At 70.1% G+C, this 16,514-nt stretch carries 17 protein-coding genes; 4 read left to right on the top strand and 13 right to left on the bottom strand.

The window, feature by feature from the left end; genetic code table 11:
• Nucleotides 1–16 precede the first annotated feature (16 nt).
• From egtD to K883_RS10775, 10 genes are all read right to left on the bottom strand, one after another.
• Nucleotides 17–982 carry an L-histidine N(alpha)-methyltransferase gene (gene egtD / locus K883_RS10820; protein WP_020821426.1) on the bottom strand — a complete coding sequence of 322 codons (966 nt, stop codon included), beginning with the start codon at nucleotides 980–982 and terminating at the stop codon, nucleotides 17–19.
• On the bottom strand, nucleotides 982–1,692 hold the full coding sequence (gene egtC, locus K883_RS10815; protein WP_020821425.1) for an ergothioneine biosynthesis protein EgtC: 711 nt from the start codon (nucleotides 1,690–1,692) through the stop codon (nucleotides 982–984). Before egtC ends, egtD begins: the two co-directional genes overlap by 1 nt.
• Nucleotides 1,692–3,005 carry an ergothioneine biosynthesis protein EgtB gene (egtB, locus tag K883_RS10810; RefSeq protein WP_020821424.1) on the bottom strand — a complete coding sequence of 438 codons (1,314 nt, stop codon included), beginning with the start codon at nucleotides 3,003–3,005 and terminating at the stop codon, nucleotides 1,692–1,694. The genes egtC and egtB overlap by 1 nt, the downstream gene beginning before the upstream one ends.
• The gene (egtA, locus tag K883_RS10805; protein WP_020821423.1) at nucleotides 3,002–4,303 is read right to left on the bottom strand and encodes an ergothioneine biosynthesis glutamate--cysteine ligase EgtA; all 1,302 of its coding nucleotides are present in this window, start codon (nucleotides 4,301–4,303) and stop codon (nucleotides 3,002–3,004) included. The genes egtB and egtA overlap by 4 nt, the downstream gene beginning before the upstream one ends.
• Before the next feature lie 179 nt (nucleotides 4,304–4,482).
• On the bottom strand, nucleotides 4,483–5,145 hold the full coding sequence (locus K883_RS10800; protein ID WP_020821422.1) for a sensor domain-containing protein: 663 nt from the start codon (nucleotides 5,143–5,145) through the stop codon (nucleotides 4,483–4,485).
• A gap of 82 nt (nucleotides 5,146–5,227) precedes the next feature.
• The gene (locus K883_RS10795; protein ID WP_036454452.1) at nucleotides 5,228–5,743 is read right to left on the bottom strand and encodes a hypothetical protein; all 516 of its coding nucleotides are present in this window, start codon (nucleotides 5,741–5,743) and stop codon (nucleotides 5,228–5,230) included.
• 119 nt (nucleotides 5,744–5,862) lie between these two features.
• On the bottom strand, nucleotides 5,863–6,288 hold the full coding sequence (locus tag K883_RS10790) for a hypothetical protein (RefSeq protein ID WP_179945092.1): 426 nt from the start codon (nucleotides 6,286–6,288) through the stop codon (nucleotides 5,863–5,865).
• A 120-nt stretch (nucleotides 6,289–6,408) separates the two neighbouring features.
• The gene (locus tag K883_RS10785) at nucleotides 6,409–7,539 is read right to left on the bottom strand and encodes a DUF4185 domain-containing protein (protein ID WP_036429778.1); all 1,131 of its coding nucleotides are present in this window, start codon (nucleotides 7,537–7,539) and stop codon (nucleotides 6,409–6,411) included.
• An 8-nt stretch (nucleotides 7,540–7,547) separates the two neighbouring features.
• A complete protein-coding gene (locus tag K883_RS10780) occupies nucleotides 7,548–8,606 on the bottom strand; it encodes an aspartate-semialdehyde dehydrogenase (RefSeq protein WP_036454449.1) in 1,059 nt (352 codons plus the stop codon).
• The gene (locus K883_RS10775) at nucleotides 8,607–9,872 is read right to left on the bottom strand and encodes an aspartate kinase (protein WP_008263260.1); all 1,266 of its coding nucleotides are present in this window, start codon (nucleotides 9,870–9,872) and stop codon (nucleotides 8,607–8,609) included. It lies immediately after the preceding gene.
• Between the two features lie 292 nt (nucleotides 9,873–10,164).
• Here K883_RS10775 and leuA point away from each other — a divergent pair, with 292 nt between their 5' ends.
• The gene (gene leuA, locus K883_RS10770) at nucleotides 10,165–12,021 is read left to right on the top strand and encodes a 2-isopropylmalate synthase (RefSeq protein ID WP_036454447.1); all 1,857 of its coding nucleotides are present in this window, start codon (nucleotides 10,165–10,167) and stop codon (nucleotides 12,019–12,021) included.
• 16 nt (nucleotides 12,022–12,037) lie between these two features.
• Here leuA and K883_RS10765 read toward each other — a convergent pair whose 3' ends face one another.
• The gene (locus K883_RS10765) at nucleotides 12,038–13,030 is read right to left on the bottom strand and encodes a DEDDh family exonuclease (protein WP_036454445.1); all 993 of its coding nucleotides are present in this window, start codon (nucleotides 13,028–13,030) and stop codon (nucleotides 12,038–12,040) included.
• Nucleotides 13,031–13,140: 110 nt separating this feature from the next.
• Between K883_RS10765 and K883_RS10760 the strand changes: the two genes are divergently transcribed.
• From K883_RS10760 to K883_RS10750, 3 genes are read left to right on the top strand one after another with little or no spacing between them, the layout of a single operon-like run.
• Entirely contained in the window at nucleotides 13,141–14,370 is a 1,230-nt protein-coding gene (locus K883_RS10760; RefSeq protein WP_020821416.1) for a Mur ligase family protein, read from the top strand.
• Complete coding sequence (locus tag K883_RS10755) at nucleotides 14,363–15,070, top strand: type 1 glutamine amidotransferase (RefSeq protein ID WP_036455414.1); 708 nt, start codon at nucleotides 14,363–14,365, stop codon at nucleotides 15,068–15,070. The genes K883_RS10760 and K883_RS10755 overlap by 8 nt, the downstream gene beginning before the upstream one ends.
• A 12-nt stretch (nucleotides 15,071–15,082) precedes the next feature.
• Nucleotides 15,083–15,505, top strand: a complete 423-nt coding sequence (locus tag K883_RS10750; RefSeq protein WP_020821414.1) for a hypothetical protein — start codon at nucleotides 15,083–15,085, stop codon at nucleotides 15,503–15,505.
• A 6-nt stretch (nucleotides 15,506–15,511) separates the two neighbouring features.
• Here the strand turns inward: K883_RS10750 and recR are convergent, their stop codons facing one another.
• Together recR and K883_RS10740 are read right to left on the bottom strand one after the other, a co-directional pair.
• Complete coding sequence (gene recR, locus K883_RS10745) at nucleotides 15,512–16,123, bottom strand: recombination mediator RecR (protein ID WP_008263246.1); 612 nt, start codon at nucleotides 16,121–16,123, stop codon at nucleotides 15,512–15,514.
• A gap of 13 nt (nucleotides 16,124–16,136) precedes the next feature.
• The gene (locus K883_RS10740) at nucleotides 16,137–16,481 is read right to left on the bottom strand and encodes a YbaB/EbfC family nucleoid-associated protein (protein WP_026071056.1); all 345 of its coding nucleotides are present in this window, start codon (nucleotides 16,479–16,481) and stop codon (nucleotides 16,137–16,139) included.
• Between the last annotated feature and the right edge of the window lie 33 nt (nucleotides 16,482–16,514).

The following is a 16,514-nucleotide window of genomic DNA, read 5'->3' as shown; positions in this document are numbered from 1 at the left end:
AGCGAGTCGCCGGCGGTCACTTCACGGCCAACGACAACCCGAAGTCACCCGCGCCGTCGGTCCACCATTGCGTGCGACGCAGTCCCACGGCGGCCAGTTCGGCACTCACCTTTTCCGGGCGGAACTTGCACGACACCTCGGTCAGCATCTCCTCGCCGGCCTCGAAGTCCACGATCAGCTCGAGCGCACCGACACGCACCCGCTGGCGGCGATCGGCCCGCAACCACATCTCGATGCGTTCCTCGGCCGGGTTCCACCGCGCGACGTGCGCAAATGCTTCGACGTCGAAATCGGCGTCCAGTTCCCGGTTTACCACCGCAAGAACATTGCGGTTGAACGCGGCCGTCACCCCGGCGGAATCGTCGTAGGCGCGCACCAGCCGCTCGAGGTCCTTGACCAGGTCGGTGCCCAGCAGCAGGCTGTCGCCGGGCCGCATCTGGGCGGACAGCGCGGCGAGGAAGTCCGCGCGCGGCCCGGGCGTGAGGTTGCCGATCGTCGACCCCAAGAACACGAACAGCCGCCGCCCGTCCGCCGGGATCTCGGTCAGGTGTTCTTCGAAATCGCCGCAGACGGCGTTGATTTCGACTCCCGAATATTCCTGCGCAATGGCCGCGGCGGCCGTCGACAGGATGCTGGCGTCGACGTCGAAGGGGACGAACCGGCGCAGCGAACCGCGCGTGCGCAGGGCGTCGAGCAGCAGTCGCGTCTTCTCCGATGTGCCGCTGCCCAGTTCCACCAGGGTGTCGGCCTCGCTGGCCGACGCGATTTCGGCCGCCCGCGCGCGCAGGATCTCGGCCTCGGCGCGGGTCGGGTAGTACTCGGGCAGCCGGGTGATCTGGTCGAACAGGTCACTGCCCACGGCGTCATAGAACCACTTGGGCGGCAACGACTTCGGCGTCTTCTGCAGGCCTTCGAACACGTCACGGCGCAACGCGTGGTAGGCCGAGTCGGCGGCGAGGTGGTTCGACAGCGACAGCGTCATCAAGGCCCTTTCGGATGATCCAGCGGGGTCATCGTGACTCCGCCGGCGGTGACTTCGACGAGGTGGCGGTCCGGCACGTCCTCCCAGTCGGAGTCGTTGTCGTAGGGTTCGCTGGCCAGGACCACACCGTCCGGGCGGCGCAGGACGGACAGCGTGTCCCCCCACGCCGTCGCCAGCATGCGAGAACCGTTGGCGGCCAATATGTTCAGCCGGGCGCGCGGGTCGGCCGCCGCGATCTCGGCGATGGTGTCGCCCAGCGCGTCGAGGCCGCGCTCGAAGATGACGGCCGCCAGCATCGCGCTGTCGCAGACCGATTCGGCCTGCGACGCCGCCGGCAGCACCGCCCGGTCGACGATTCCGTTGTGCGACAACAACCATTGCCCGTCGGTGAACGGCGCGGTCGCGCTGACTTCGATCGGCATGCCGACGGTCGCCGAGCGCACTGCGGCCACCACGCAGTGGCTGCGCAGCGCCGGCGCGACGGACTCGAAGGACACATCACCCCACAGCGGCAGCTGGCTGCGCCAGCGCCGGGGCGCGGCGCCATCCGACGCAGCATCGAAAAAGCCGACGCCCCAACCGTCCGCGTTCAGCAGACAATGCTTCTGGCGGCGCGGCGCGTAGGCCTGCACCCGCAGCCCGAACGGCGGGTCGAGCACCAGCGAGGAGACCGTGACGTCGGCCCCGAGCCACCCCAGGTGCCGGCACATCAGGCGATCTCCTCCGGCACGTTCCACGCCAACCGGACGCCGGAGAAGACCTGGCGCCGGTACGGATGATCCCAGTTGCGGAAACTCGGGCGCAGGATGCCCGGTTCCACGGCCCACGATCCGCCGCGCAGCACCCGGTAATCGCCGTCGAAGAACGGCTGTGAATAGCGCTCGTAGAGCATCGGGACGAACCCGGGCCAGGGCCGCAGCGGGCTGCTCGTCCACTCCCACACATCGCCGAGCATCTGCTCGGCCCCGTACGCGGAGGCGCCGGCGGGGTAGGCCCCGACCGGTGCGGGCCGCAGCGCGGCGCCGCCGAGGTTGGCCAGCGCCTCGCACGGCTCCTGGGCGCCCCACGGGTAGCGGCGCCGGGCGCCGGCGGAGGGGTCCCATGCGCAGGCCTTCTCCCATTCCATCTCGGTGGGCAGCCGCGCGCCGGCCCAGGCCGCGTACGCCTCGGCCTCGAAATAGCTGACGTGCTGGACGGGTTCGTCGGCGGGGATGTCTTCGACGTGGCCGAACCGGGTGCGGGTGGCGGCGTCGGGATTCCAGAACTGCGGTGCGGTCAGGCCGGCGGCCTGGCGATGCCGCCAGCCCCGCTCCGACCACCACCGCGGCTGGTCGTAGCCGCCGTCGTCGATGAAGTGCCGCCATTCGCCGTTGGTGACCGGAACCCGGCCGATCCGGAAGGCGGGCAGGTCGACGACGTGGCCGGGACGCTCGTTGTCCAGCGAGAAGGGCTCGGCGGCGGGGTCCACGCCGAGCACAAACTTGCCGGCGGGCACCAGCACCGAGGTGCCGGCCAGGCCCGGGCGGGCGGGCGGCAGCATCGACGTGCCGGTCAGTAGCGGCGGGCCGCTGCGCAGATTCAATGCCTGCAGCATGGTTTCGTCGTGCTGGTTTTCGTGGCTGACCACCATCGCGTACGCGAACGCCGCCTCGTCGCCCGCGGGGTCGTCGGGCAGCGCGTCCAGGGCGTCGAACACGGCAGACCGCACCGTCCGGCAGTACGCGCGCGCCTCGTCCGGTGGCAACAGCGGCAAGTCGACCCGACTGGCGCGCGAGTGCACGAAGGCGTCGTAGAGTCCCTCGACGGCCGGCGACAGCATCGACGGCCGGGCCGGATCCCCGCGCCGCAACAGCCACAGCTCTTCCTGCTGGCCGATGTGCGCCAGATCCCACACCAGCGGGCTCATCAGCGGGTCGTACTGCCGGCACAGTTCGGCGTCGTCGAAGTCGACCAGCCGCAGCGTCCGCGCCCGCGTCCGCGTCAACTGGTCGGCGAGGGTTTCCCGGCATGACGTCACCGTCACAGTCCCCCTCGCGCCGCCCGCGAAACCTCGGCGGCGACGCCGTGTTCGATCACCCGGTCGGCGAAATCGTCGCCGGGACACCGCCCCTGTTCGACGAGGCCGACCAGCCGCTGCATCGCGTCGCCGAGTTCGGCCGGCGCCCTTTCGGCCGCGATGGCCACGCACGCATTGGCGGCCGCGTAGAGCCGCCGGTCACGCAGCCCGAGCCGGGCCGCGATGTCCCAGGCGGTGGCCACCGGTGCGACGGCCTCGGCCGCGGCGTCGGCCGCGGTCGGATCATCGAGCAGCGCCACCAGGGTGAACACGACCGCGGGCCACAACGCGTCCGGGACGCTGTCCAGGTAGCGGATTTCCAGCCACTGCCGGGGGCGGACCGGCGGGAACAAGGTCGTCAGGTGGTATTCGAGGTCGGCGACGCTGGGGCGGCGATCACCGAGCAACACCCGGCCGTCGACCCAGTCGGCAAAGGGCACCCACTGCGTGACCGCCTCGGCGCCCGGCGTGTGCACCAGCATCACCGGGGCCTTGAGCGCGTAGCGCCCCCAGTCGGTGCCCGGGTCATCGCCGCTGGCGCCCAGGATGGGTCCGCAGCGCGCCGAATCCATCTGCCCCCACACCCGCTGCCGGCTGGAGACCCAGCCGGTGAAGTCGCCGCCCAGCATCGGCGAGTTGGCTGTGATCGCAATCATGGTGGGCCCCAAGGCATGTGCCAGCCGAACCCGAGCCGCCCAGCCCTCGCGGGGCCCGGCGTCGACGTTGACCTGGATCGATGCGGTGGACGTCATCATCGCCGCGCCCGCTTCCCCGGAGCGGCTGGTGGCGAAGAACTTTTCCATGGCGCGGTAGCGGGCGCCGGGGTTGATGCGCTGGGGGGGTCGCAGCGGGTCGGCGCCGAGGAAGACCAGCCCCAGGCCGGCCTCGGCAAACGCCGGCTGGAGCACGGCCTGGTCCCGTCGCATGGCCTCGATCGCGGGCAGGACGCCGTCGGCCGGCGGCCCGGAAAGTTCGACCGCGCCACCGGGTTCCACGGTGATCCTGCTGCCGCCCGGCAGGGCGGGAAGCCCGTCGAGCACCGCGGCGATTTCGTCCCAGCCGGGCCTGCGGTGCGGGGCGGCCGGGTCGTGGCAGTGGGCCTCGAGTTCCAGACCCACCCGTCCCAGCGGGGCGTCCACCAGGCAGCCGTCGGCGATGTATTGCGCGACGGCCGTGGAGTCGGTGAGCTCGGCGATTTTCAGCTCCGGGGCGGGGTCGGCGCCGGTCGACCGCGGAGCCGCCGCAGTGATCGGGGCGAACGTCATATCACGATCCCTTCGGGCCCGGCGACGGCTGAACACGCACCTGCGGACCGCTTCCCTGCGCAGCTAATCGAACGATATCCGGCACTACTTCGTCTAGTGCTTCATCTATCAGACGCCCCCGACATATTCCCCTCCCGCGCTGATGGCCGGACGGCAAGGACGGATACCCGATCGCTGCGCTACTGACCCAGCGCGTTCTGCATCGCCCCAGCTAGCACGTTCACGGCGGGCCCGGCGTTGCCGGACTGACACACTTTCGCCTGCAGCAACACGTTTTCGCGCAGCCTGGTTTGATCGAAGCAGCGCCGATCGGTGCCCGCCTCCTGCTTGGTCCAGTTCTCGTCGGCCGGCCCGGCCGGCCCGCCGTCGAAGGACCACACCTGCGTGCTGCCGTTGTCCAGGTGTATCGCGGTCGTCTGACCCGAACAGCCGACCGTTCGATCCACCACCCGATGAAATGCCCGGGCCGCGGCGTCGGGCGTGGCGAACACCCCGACCGCCTGCTTGACCAGGTGCGTTTGATCGTTCGCCGACGTCTGCGTAACGGCCCCGTTGAACGACGCCAAATCGGGATCGTCGTAGACCTCGGACAGCCCGATGTCCGCCCAGTTGTTGCACTCCGGGAGGTCCACCCAGGGGCCCTGTCCGGGCTGGGTGAACACCGACTCCCACCCCATGGGTCCGCCGACGATGTTGCCGACCGACCCCTTGCCCAGGACGGCGTAGTTCACCACACCCGGCTCCGACGGGTGCGCGGCGGCGACCGCGGGCGCGACGGTGCCCGCCACCGCGAACCCGACGGTGAGTACGGCGCGGTGCACCTGCGTGGCCCGCATGATCATGAGGCGATCATGCCAAACGTCCCGACGTTCGGTCAGCCCACGTCAAGCGCCGGCCTTGTGCGCCAAGCGTTTCGCGACCGCGTCAGGGGCGCGGCGCCGGCGAGCCGGGAGCCGGGCTGACGGCCGTCGGCTGACCGGGTCCGCTGATGCCGGGGCCGGAGACGGGACCGCCGGGCCCGCCCGGGCCGCCCGGGGGCATCGGAACGATCAAACCGGGGCCGCCGGGGCCGGGCCCCCAGGGCCCATTGTCGGGCCCGGGACCACCCGGGCCGCCGTACCACGATCCGGGACCACCGGGACCGGGTCCCCACGGACCGTTGCCCGGCCCGGGGCCGGGTCCCCACGGCCCGTTGCCCGGGCCGGGTCCGCCCGGGTGGAACATGCCGTGGTGATGGTGGCAGTGGTAGTGGTGCTTCCAAATGAAGGCGCCGACGAAGAACACCGAGGAGAGGATGAACACGATGCCCGCGACGATCACCACCCAGGCTGCCGCAGTGTAGAGCCGCGGCGGCTTGACCCGCTGCGGCGGTGGCGGCGCGGGCGGAGTGGTCGCGGCGGCAGGGGTCGGCTCGGGTTGGGGTTCGGGTGTCTCGCTCATGCCATGCCATATTGCCCCGCACGCGATGTCCGGAACAGGCCCCGGCGGCAAATTGCCGTGGAATCGAGACGTGGCCCGACGCTCGATGAGAGCGCCGGGCCACGAGTGGGTTGGGGGTTTTAGTTGGTCAGCACGATGACGCTGGGGGCCTGCCCCGGCGCTGCGTGCGAGGCCGCCGCGGAGTGGAAGATCGACGCCGGGAGCTGTCCCGGGGCCATGCCGCTGGGCCGCACGGGCGACGGACTCGCGGGCGCGGTGGTCGCGCCCGGGCCCGTGGGTGCGCCCGGGCCGCCCTGGGTGCCGCCGCCCGGTCCACCGGGCCCGCCGGGGCCGCGGTGATGCAGCATTGCGTGCTGGTGGTGCTTGTGGTGGTGATGGCCGTGATGGCCGCCGCGGTGGCCGAGGATGAAGCCGGTGAAGAAGATGACCGCGACGATGAACACGATCCCGGCGACGATGGCGACCCACGCGGCGAGTTGGAAGACCCGCGGGGCCCGATAGGCCGCTGCAGCGGCGGCCGGTGCAGTTGCGGTGGAGGTCCGCACGGTGGGGGTTTCAGGTGTTTCACTCATGAGACAAATGATGAAGCCGTTAACAGTAGTGGCGGCTATGCGCTACTTATGTAGGAGCTGTGAACCATCGCCGCCGCTCAGCGGGCGAAGCGCCTACTCGGGCTTGAACGGATTGACCGCGAACTGGATGACCCGGTACGGCGCGGCCACTCGCGCGCGGGTGTCCCACTGGCTCACGAAGATTCGCAGCTCGTCCAGCGTGGAACCGGGCGAGATGTAGCCGCCGTACGGTTGCGCGAGCCGGTTGTCGTACGGCGGCGGCAGGCTTTCCGCGGGCTCCGGCCACTCGTCGTGCTGCACCACCGTGGTGACCGGCGCGTCACCCAGCGCCGTCGGGTCGTCGGCCACCCGGACCTCCATGTTGCCCGTGACGGCATTGAAGTAGGACAACACGGCCTTGCCGTCGATCTGCCTGATGCACATCTCGCCCACCGCGTCCGGCCACAGCGGTGTCGGCGGCTTGCCCCACCCCCCGCTCGCGCCGGCCGCCCAGCCCTGCCAGCGGGACCGGTCGGTGAACGTTTGCGGTGTGGCGCGATACAGGACCACGGGGTCCCGACGGGTGAAGCTGTCGGCCACGATGTACACCCACCCGCTCGGCGATTCCGGGGTCGGGATCGGGTCGTAATACCCGCTGATCTGCGTCTGCGAGCCGCCTTGATACGAGGCGGGCCGCTTCGAACCCGGGATCGTCTGCCAGCCCGCGCGCGCCGGTTCGGCGGTCACCAGCCGGGAGCTCTGCGGCTCCAGGTCCTTCGTCGTCGTCACCATCAGGTAGTTGCGCCGGTTGATCTGCACCACCCCGGCGGGCAGTTGCGAGGAATCCGGCGGAGCGGGGTCGGCCAGCAGCGGGTGGGCGATCCCGGTGACGCCGGTGTAGCGCACCCCGGCCGGGTCGTCGACCGACGCGGTGTCGACGCGCAGCGCGACGGGCGCATACCAGCCGCCGAACCCGACGCCCTGGCCGGCGAAGCTGTCGCCGCAGACCTGCAGCAGTTCGGTGGGGAATTCGACGAATTCACACAGGTCGGTCGCGCCGATGCCGTAATCGCCTGTGGGAGTTCCGGTTCCGGCGGTCGGACCGATCCGCAGCACCTGACCGGGCGCCAGCGGCTGCAGGATCGGTTCCGGGGCGGGCGCCGGCGGATCGGCATGCGCGGCCCAAAACCATTGCGGCGCAAGCAAAGATGCCACAAGTAGCGAGAACCGCGTCGCGGAACTCACTCGCGGATTCACAACTCGGCGGCGAGTAACTCGGCGATCTGGATAGTGTTCAGCGCCGCCCCCTTGCGCAGGTTGTCTCCCGAGACGAACAGGGCCAGGCCGCGGCCGTCGGGCACCCCCGGATCCTGCCGGATCCGGCCGACGAGGGATTCGTCGACGCCGGCGGCCGCCAACGGGGTCGGCACGTCGACCACCTTGACGCCGGGCGCGCCGTCGAGCAGCTCGCGGGCGCGCTGCGGCGACAGCGGCCGCGCGAACTCGGCGTTGATCGACAGCGAGTGCCCGGTGAACACCGGCACCCGCACGCAGGTGCCGCTGACCGCCAGGTCGGGGATGCCGAGGATCTTGCGGCTCTCGTGGCGCAGCTTCTGGTCCTCGTCGGTCTCGCCGGACCCGTCGTCCACCAACGATCCGGCCAGTGGCACGACGTTGAAGGCGATGGGCGCCACGTAGGTCTTGGGCGCCGGGAACTGCACGGCGCCCCCGTCCTGCACCAGCTGCTCGGCGTCGTCGACGACCGCGCGGGCCTGCGTGGACAGCTCCTGGACTCCGGCGATCCCGCTGCCGGAGACCGCCTGATAGCTCGACACCACCAGCCGTTGCAGGCCGGCCTCGTCGTGCAGCACCTTGAGCACCGGCATCGCGGCCATGGTCGTGCAGTTCGGGTTGGCGATGATGCCCTTCTTGAGAGACCACGCCCGGTTGGCGACATCTCTCGTGAAGTTCACCTCGGAGACCACCAGCGGCACGTCGGGGTCCTTGCGCCAGGCCGACGAGTTGTCGATCACCGTCACCCCGGCCGCGGCGAACCGCGGCGCCTGCACCAGCGACATCGTCTTACCGGCGGAGAACAACGCGATGTCCAGCCCGCTGGGGTCGGCCGTCGCGGCGTCTTCGACCTCGATCTCCTGGCCGCGGAACTCCAACTTGCGGCCCTGCGAGCGCGCCGACGCGAAGAACCGCACCGATCCCCCACTGTTCAAAGCGGGGAAGTCCCGCTCGTCGAGCAACCTGCGCATCACCTGGCCGACCTGGCCGGTGGCGCCCACCACACCGATGGCAACCATCTATCTACCCGTCCCCGCATACACCGTCGCCGACTCCTCGCCGCCGAGCCCGAACGCCTCGTGCAACGCCACGACGGCCTTGTCCAGTTCCGTGTCGCGGCACAGCACCGAGATGCGGATCTCGGAGGTGGAGATCAGCTCGATGTTGACGCCCACCTCGGCCAGGGACTCGCAGAAGGTGGCGGTGACCCCGGGGTGGCTGCGCATGCCCGCCCCGATCAGCGACACCTTGCCGACGTGGTCGTCGTAGAGCAGTTGGCTGAACCCGATCTCGTCCTTGAGCGCGTCGAGCTTGGCCACCGCGGTGGGCCCGCTGTCGCGCGAGCAGGTGAAGGTGATGTCGGTCTTACCGTCCTCGACCTTGGAGACGTTCTGCAACACCATGTCGATGTTCACGTCGGCGTCGGCGAGCGCCCGGAAGACGCGAGCGGCATATCCGGGGATGTCGGGAATACCGACGACGGTCACCTTCGCCTCGCTGCGGTCGTGCGCGACTCCGGTCAGGATGGGGTCTTCCATGGCGATGTCCTTGATCGATCCGACGACGACGGTGCCTGGGTTTTCCGAATACGAGGATCGGACGTGCACCGGAATGTTGTAGCGGCGCGCGTATTCCACGCAGCGCAGCATCAAAACCTTGGCGCCGCAAGCCGCCATCTCGAGCATTTCTTCGAAGGTGACCGTGTCCAGCTTGCGGGCGTTGTGCACGATCCTGGGGTCGGCGCTGAAGATGCCGTCGACGTCGGTGTAGATCTCGCAGACGTCGGCGCGCAGCGCCGCGGCCAGCGCCACCGCGGTGGTGTCCGAGCCGCCGCGACCCAGCGTGGTGACGTCCCGGGTGTCCTGGCTGACGCCCTGGAACCCGGCCACCAGCACGACGCGTCCCTCGTCGAGCGCGGCCTGCAGCCGCCCCGGCGTGACGTCGATGATCTTGGCGTTGCCGTGCGTGCCGGTGGTGATCACGCCGGCCTGCGAACCCGTGAACGAGCGGGCCTGCGCACCCAGCGATTCGATGGCCATCGCGACCAAGGCGTTGGAGATGCGCTCACCGGCAGTCAACAGCATGTCGAGCTCGCGCGGCGGCGGGGCCGGACACACCTGCTGGGCTAGGTCCATCAGGTCGTCGGTGGTATCGCCCATGGCGGAGACGACGACGACCACGTCGTTGCCCTGCTTCTTGGTAGCGACGATGCGCTCGGCCACGCGCCGGATCCGATCGGCGTTCGCCACTGAGGATCCGCCGTACTTCTGCACGACGAGCGCCACGTTTTTCCCTGCCTCTCCGGCCCTGGGCACTGCAATTTGGGGGATAAGTCCACAACAGAATACGTGCCGCCGCATGGTGATTTACGTCGCGATACCCGGTCGCCCGGAGTGCGGATTCGCCGCTGTCTCGGCGCCATTTTTACCAACGCGCTAAAAGCGGTAAAGTGCAGGACGTGCAGCGGGTGCTCCTCCTCGGACGCCGCGACGGGGTCTGATCCAGACCGGCTTCCCGTCGCGGGTGTTCGCGATGCGCCGGTCTGAGGTTCCTTCTGATATCCCCGGAGCAATTACCGTGACTTCCAATTCCGACGCATTCAGCTCGACACGCAGCATCGTCAAACCGGCGGGCCCGCCGGGGCCCGGGCAGCCCGCATGGAACCCCCAGCGCGGCTCGTCGATGCCGGTCAGCCGGTACCGGCCCTTCGCCGAAGAGGTCGAGCCGATCCGGCTCGCCGATCGCACCTGGCCCGACCGGGTCATCACCAGCGCGCCGCTGTGGTGCGCGGTGGACCTGCGCGACGGCAACCAGGCGCTGATCGACCCGATGAGCCCGGCCCGCAAGCGCCGCATGTTCGATCTGCTGGTCCGCATGGGCTACAAGGAGATCGAGGTCGGGTTCCCGTCGGCCAGTCAAACCGACTTCGACTTCGTCCGCGAGATCATCACCGGCGGCGCCATCCCCGACGACGTCACCATCCAGGTGCTGACTCAGTGCCGGCCGGAACTGATCGAGCGCACGTTCGAGGCGTGCCAGGGCGCGCCGCAGGCCATCGTGCACTTCTACAACTCGACGTCAATCCTGCAGCGCCGCGTCGTATTTCGCGCCGAGAAGGCCGCGGTGCAAGACATCGCGACCGCGGGCGCCCGCAAGTGCGTCGAGGAGGCCGCCAAGTACCCGGGCACGCGGTGGCGGTTCGAGTATTCGCCGGAGTCCTACACCGGAACCGAGCTGGAGTACGCCAAGCAGGTGTGCGACGCCGTCGGCGAAATCATCAGTCCCACACCGGAAAACCCGATCATCTTCAACCTGCCCGCCACCGTGGAGATGGCCACCCCCAACGTCTACGCCGACTCGATCGAGTGGATGAGCCGCAACCTGGCCAACCGGGAATCGGTCATCCTGAGCCTGCATCCGCACAACGACCGCGGAACCGCCGTTGCCGCAGCGGAATTGGGCTACCAGGCGGGCGCCGACCGGATCGAGGGCTGCCTGTTCGGCAACGGCGAGCGCACCGGCAACGTCTGCCTGGTGACGCTGGGGCTGAACCTGTTCTCGCGCGGCGTGGACCCGCAGATCGACTTCTCCAACATCGACGAGATCCGCCGCACGGTGGAGTACTGCAACCAGCTGCCGGTCCACGAGCGTCACCCCTACGGCGGTGACCTGGTCTACACCGCGTTCTCCGGCAGCCACCAGGACGCCATCAACAAGGGCCTGGACCAGATGAAGGTCGACGCGGATGCCGCGGACACCGACGTCGAGGACATGCTCTGGCAGGTGCCGTATCTGCCGATCGACCCCAAGGATGTCGGGCGCACCTACGAGGCGGTGATCCGGGTCAACTCGCAGTCCGGCAAGGGCGGGGTCGCCTACATCATGAAGTCCGATCACGGCCTGGCCCTGCCGCGGCGGCTGCAGATCGAGTTCTCCCAGGTGGTGCAGAAGATCAGCGAAGGGGAAGGCGGCGAGGTCTCGCCGAAGGAGATGTGGGACGCGTTCTCCGAGGAGTATCTGGCCCCGGTGTGGCCGCTGGAGCGGGTGAAGCAGCGCGTCGACGCGTCGGAGGAGGACAGCGGCGTCACCAGCATCGCCGCGACCGTCAAGATCAACGGGGTGGAGACCGAGATCAGTGGGTCCGGCAACGGCCCGCTGGCCGCGTTCGTCCACGCGCTGGGCGATGTCGGATTCGACGTGGCCGTGCTGGATTACTCCGAGCACGCGATGAGTTCCGGTGACGACGCGCAGGCGGCGGCCTACGTGGAGGCGTCGGTGTCGATCGCGAGCGCGGCGGAGCCGGGCGAAGCGGGTCGGCACCCATCGGGTCCGGTGGGCGCTCGCACGGTGTGGGGTGTCGGCATCGCGCCGTCGATCACCACAGCGTCGCTGCGTGCGGTCGTGTCGGCGGTCAACCGCGCGGCTCGCGCCTGATCAGACTCGCGCCTGATCAGAACAGCGCGAGCTGCGGGTCGGAGTTGGTGGTGTCGGCGAATTCATCCATGCTGGTGCCGCCGATGACGGCTCGGACGCAGTCCATGAAGGTCGCGTCGGAGATCACCGGCACCCCCAACTTCCGGGCCAGATAGCCCTTGCCCTGCTCGGGCGCGGGGTCGTTGCAGACCACCAGCGAGGTCTCCCGGTCGACGGCCTCGCTGTAGGCCAGACCGGCGTGCAGGATCCGCTCGACGAGTTCCTCGTGGGTGCGGCCGACCTCGGCGGCCAGCGCCACCCGCATGCCCTGGACGAGGGGCCGCCCGCCCACGTAGGGGCCGGGGTTGAGATACGGGCAGGGCATCCGGGAGGCCAGCACCTTCAGCGGCCGCAGCTCGTCGTGGGTCACCCGGCCGTTCGGCCAGCGGCGCCGGGTCACCGGATGCACCGGCAGCCAGACGTCGCCGTCGCGGGCCAGCTTGAGCGCCGAGGCCAGCACTCCGGTCAGCACCATGGCGTCGTCGAAGGCGTCGTGGGGGCGCTCCTGGGTCACGCTCCAATGCGCCGCCAGCGTCTCCAGCCGCAGGTTGTCGACGCCGAGGTCCAGCCGCCGGGCCAGCTCGACCGTGCACATCACCGAGTCGACGGGAAGTTCGATGTCGGCGAGTTCGGCCTCGGCGGCAAGAAAGGCGTAGTCGAACGCCACGTTGTGGGCCACCAGCGTGCGGCCGCGCAGCACGTCGATCACGTCTGAAGCGATATCGGCGAACTGCGGTTGGTCTTCCAGCATGGCCGCGGTCAGACCGTGCACGTGGGTGGGCCCCGGATCGACGCCGGGGTTGAGCAGGCTCACCACCGACTGTTCGACCTCGCCGTCGGCGTCCAGACCGAGCACCGCGAGGCTGATGATCCGCGCCTGACCTGGCCGGAAACCCGAGGTTTCGACGTCGATCACGGCCCAGCCCGCGTCCGGCTCGCTGGCAGGCCGCCCCCAGCACACCGCGCTCATGCACTGAGGATGGCACGGCCGACCGACATCATCGGTGTCACGCGGCGCCGTGTCGGGTGGGAAATCGGTGCGGGAATCCAACGCGGGCCGCACGCATTTAAACTTCCCGGGTGGTCACCACCCGCGCCCGCCTGGCCCTCGCCGCGGGAGCGAGCGCGCGCTGGGCGTCGCGGGTGACCGGCCGCGGGGCCGGCGCAATGATCGGCGGGCTGATCGCGATGACGCTGGACCGCTCGGTTCTGCGGCAGCTCGCCGCCGGGCGGCGCACGGTCGTCGTCACCGGCACCAACGGCAAATCGACCACCACCCGGATGACGTCGGCCGCGCTGGCAACACTGGGCCCCGTCGCCACCAACGCCGAGGGCGCCAACATGGACGCCGGGCTGGTGGCCGCGCTGGCCGCCAACCGGCGAGCGTCCCTGGCCGCGCTGGAAGTCGACGAAATGCACGTCCCCCACGTTTCCGACGCCGTCGAGCCCAGCGTCGTCGTGCTGCTCAACCTGTCGCGCGACCAGCTGGACCGGGTCGGCGAGATCAACGTCATCGAACGAACCCTGCGCGCGGGCCTGGCGCGGCACCCGAACGCGGTGGTGGTGGCCAACTGCGACGACGTGCTGATGACGTCGGCCGCCTACGACAGCCCCAACGTGGTGTGGGTGGCCGCCGGGGGTTCGTGGTCGAACGACTCGGTGAGCTGCCCGCGCAGCGGCGAGGTCATCGTCCGCGAGCGCGGCCACTGGTTCTCCACCGGCGCCGACTTCAAGCGGCCCAGCCCGCAGTGGTGGTTCGACGACCACACGCTGCACGGCCCGGACGGGTTGTCCCTGCCGATGCGGTTGACGCTGCCGGGCGCGGTGAATCGGGGCAACGCCGCCCAGGCCGTGGCCGCCGCGGTCGCCCTGGGCGCCGATCCCGCCAAAGCGGTCGCGGCCGTCTCGGCCGTCGACGAGGTCGCGGGGCGCTACCGGACCGTCCGCGTCGGCGACCACGAGGTGCGGATGCTGCTGGCCAAGAATCCGGCGGGCTGGCAGGAAGCGCTGTCGATGGTGGACAAGCGCGCCGCCGGGGTGGTCATCTCCGTCAACGGCCAGGTGCCCGACGGGGAGGACCTGTCGTGGTTGTGGGACGTGCGTTTCGAGCATTTCGAGCAAACGGAAGTCGTGGCCGCCGGCGAGCGCGGCACCGACCTCGCGGTGCGCCTCGGCTACGCGGGGGTCGAGCACACCTTGGTGCACGACACCGTCGCCGCGATCGCGTCGTGCCCACCCGGGCGGGTGGAGGTCGTCGCCAATTACACCGCGTTCCTCCAGCTGCAACGTGCGTTGGCGCGCCGTGGCTGACTCGACGGTGCGGATCGGGCTGGTCCTGCCCGACGTGATGGGCACCTACGGCGACGGCGGCAACGCCTTGGTGTTGCGCCAGCGGCTACTGCTGCGCGGCATCCCCGCCGAGATCGTCGAGATCACCCTGGCCGACCCGGTGCCGGAGTCGTTGGACCTCTACACGCTGGGCGGGGCCGAGGACTACGCCCAGCGGCTGGCCACCCGGCACCTGGTCAAGCACCCGGGCCTGCAGCGCGCCGCGCAACGCGGCGCGCCGGTGCTGGCGATCTGCGCGGCCGTCCAGGTGCTCGGACACTGGTACGAGACCTCGGCCGGGGAGCGCGTGGACGGCGTGGGCATGCTGGACGCGACGACGTCGCCGCAAGCGGCGCGCACCATCGGCGAGCTGGCGACCAGGCCGCTGTTGGCGGGCCTGACCGAGCGCCTCACCGGGTTCGAGAACCACCGCGGGGGCACCGTGCTGGGCCCGTCGGCGTCGCCGCTGGGCGCGGTGGTCAAGGGCGCCGGCAACCGGTCCGGGGACGGATTCGACGGCGTGGTGCAGGGCAGCGTGATCGCGACGTACATGCACGGGCCGTGCCTGGCCCGCAACCCGCAGCTGGCCGACCTGCTGCTGGGTTCGGTGGTAGGTGAGCTGCCGCCGCTGCCGATGCCGGAAGTGGACCTGCTGCGCCGCGAGCGGTTAGCGGCGCGCTAGGGGGTTGCCGAGATGATGAAGATCCGCCCGAGACTGGCCGCCGGTGCCGCACTGGTCGCCGCGTTCGTCGCGTCGTCGGCGCCGTCGCACGCCAGCCCGGAAGTGCTCAACGGCCGGTACAACGTGCTCTACGCGGACAACGACAAGCCGACCGCCTGGCTGTTCGTCCCGTGCGGGTCGGACTGCACCCTGGCGACCTCCCAGGATGGCGGGACATTCGTGATCAGCTGGGAGTTCCACCTCGCCGACGGGCGGTGGACGCACAGCGGCACGTCCCAGGCGCCGTGCCCGAACGGCGCGTCCGCTCCGGTGACCGTCAACTACAGCTTCGACGCCGTGTCGCTCGCCGGCGAGGGCCAGCAGACGACGACGGACGCGTGCGGCCCGGAGGCGGGCAGGACCTTTACCAGGTCGTTCCAATTGAGCAAGGCCTGACGAACGTCAGACCATGGCCCGGCGGCCGGCGAGCGCGCGGCCGAGCGTCAGCTCGTCGGCGAACTCCAGGTCACCGCCCATCGGCAGCCCGGAGGCGATCCGCGTCACGGTCAGGCCGGGGATGTCACGCAGCATCCGCACCAGGTAGGTGGCCGTAGCCTCGCCCTCGGTGTTCGGATCGGTGGCGATGATCACCTCGGTGATGTCGACGTCGTCGACCCGCTCCCCGATCCGGCTCAGCAGCTCGCGGATCCGCAGCTGGTCGGGCCCCACCCCGGACAGCGGATCGAGCGCCCCGCCCAGCACGTGATAGCGGCCGCGGAATTCGCGGGTGCGCTCGACGGCCTGCACGTCCTTCGGTTCCTCGACGACGCACACCTGCGACCCGTCCCGCCGCGGATCGGCGCAGATCCGGCACCGCTCATTGTCGGAGACGTTGCCGCACACCGCACAGAACCGCACGCCGTCGCGCACCTTGGCCAGCACCGCGGTCAGCCGGTCGATGTCCGGCGGCTCAACCGACAGCAGGTGGAAGGCGATGCGCTGGGCGCTCTTGGGCCCGATGCCGGGCAGCTTGCCCAGCTCGTCGATCAAATCCTGGACGGGTCCTTCGAACATGTCGGGGCGGGATCTAAATCCCCGGCGCCGGCGCGGGCGGTTGCCCCGGCGGCGGCCCGAACCCACCGGCCAGCGACCCGAGCCGCTCCTGCGCCATCCGGGTGACCTGCTTGGACGCGTCGGCCATGGCGCCGACGATCAAGTCCTGCAGGGTCTCGACGTCCGACGGGTCGACGACGGAGGGATCGATCTTCACGGCGACCACCTCGCCGCTGCCCTTGACGACGACGCTGACCAAACCCCCACCGGCTTGACCATGCACCTCAGCGTTCGCCAGCTGCTGCTGGGCCTCCATGAGCTTTTGCTGCATCTGCTGCGCCTGGGCCAGCAGCGCCGACATATCGCCTCCGGGTTGCATGACAGTCCCCTCGCATCTTGGTCTCGACTTGAT

The sequence above is a fragment of the Mycobacterium sp. TKK-01-0059 genome (assembly GCF_000709305.1).
GTDB lineage: Bacteria > Actinomycetota > Actinomycetes > Mycobacteriales > Mycobacteriaceae > Mycobacterium > Mycobacterium intracellulare.
Note: the sequence above shows the minus strand (reverse complement) of the source record. Positions and strands in the feature narration are given on the sequence as shown.

What these genes read in the sequence shown, in the direction of transcription:
- egtA (WP_020821423.1), bottom strand. Translation starts at nt 4,303, where the DNA reads ATGACGTTCGCCCCGATCACTGCGGCGGCTCCGCGGTCGACCGGCGCC.
- K883_RS10780 (WP_036454449.1), bottom strand. Translation starts at nt 8,606, where the DNA reads ATGGTTGCCATCGGTGTGGTGGGCGCCACCGGCCAGGTCGGCCAGGTG.
- K883_RS10800 (WP_020821422.1), bottom strand. Translation starts at nt 5,145, where the DNA reads ATGATCATGCGGGCCACGCAGGTGCACCGCGCCGTACTCACCGTCGGG.
- K883_RS10740 (WP_026071056.1), bottom strand. Translation starts at nt 16,481, where the DNA reads ATGCAACCCGGAGGCGATATGTCGGCGCTGCTGGCCCAGGCGCAGCAG.
- K883_RS10765 (WP_036454445.1), bottom strand. Translation starts at nt 13,030, where the DNA reads ATGAGCGCGGTGTGCTGGGGGCGGCCTGCCAGCGAGCCGGACGCGGGC.
- K883_RS10750 (WP_020821414.1), top strand. Translation starts at nt 15,083, where the DNA reads ATGATGAAGATCCGCCCGAGACTGGCCGCCGGTGCCGCACTGGTCGCC.
- egtD (WP_020821426.1), bottom strand. Translation starts at nt 982, where the DNA reads ATGACGCTGTCGCTGTCGAACCACCTCGCCGCCGACTCGGCCTACCAC.
- recR (WP_008263246.1), bottom strand. Translation starts at nt 16,123, where the DNA reads ATGTTCGAAGGACCCGTCCAGGATTTGATCGACGAGCTGGGCAAGCTG.
- K883_RS10795 (WP_036454452.1), bottom strand. Translation starts at nt 5,743, where the DNA reads ATGAGCGAGACACCCGAACCCCAACCCGAGCCGACCCCTGCCGCCGCG.
- egtC (WP_020821425.1), bottom strand. Translation starts at nt 1,692, where the DNA reads ATGTGCCGGCACCTGGGGTGGCTCGGGGCCGACGTCACGGTCTCCTCG.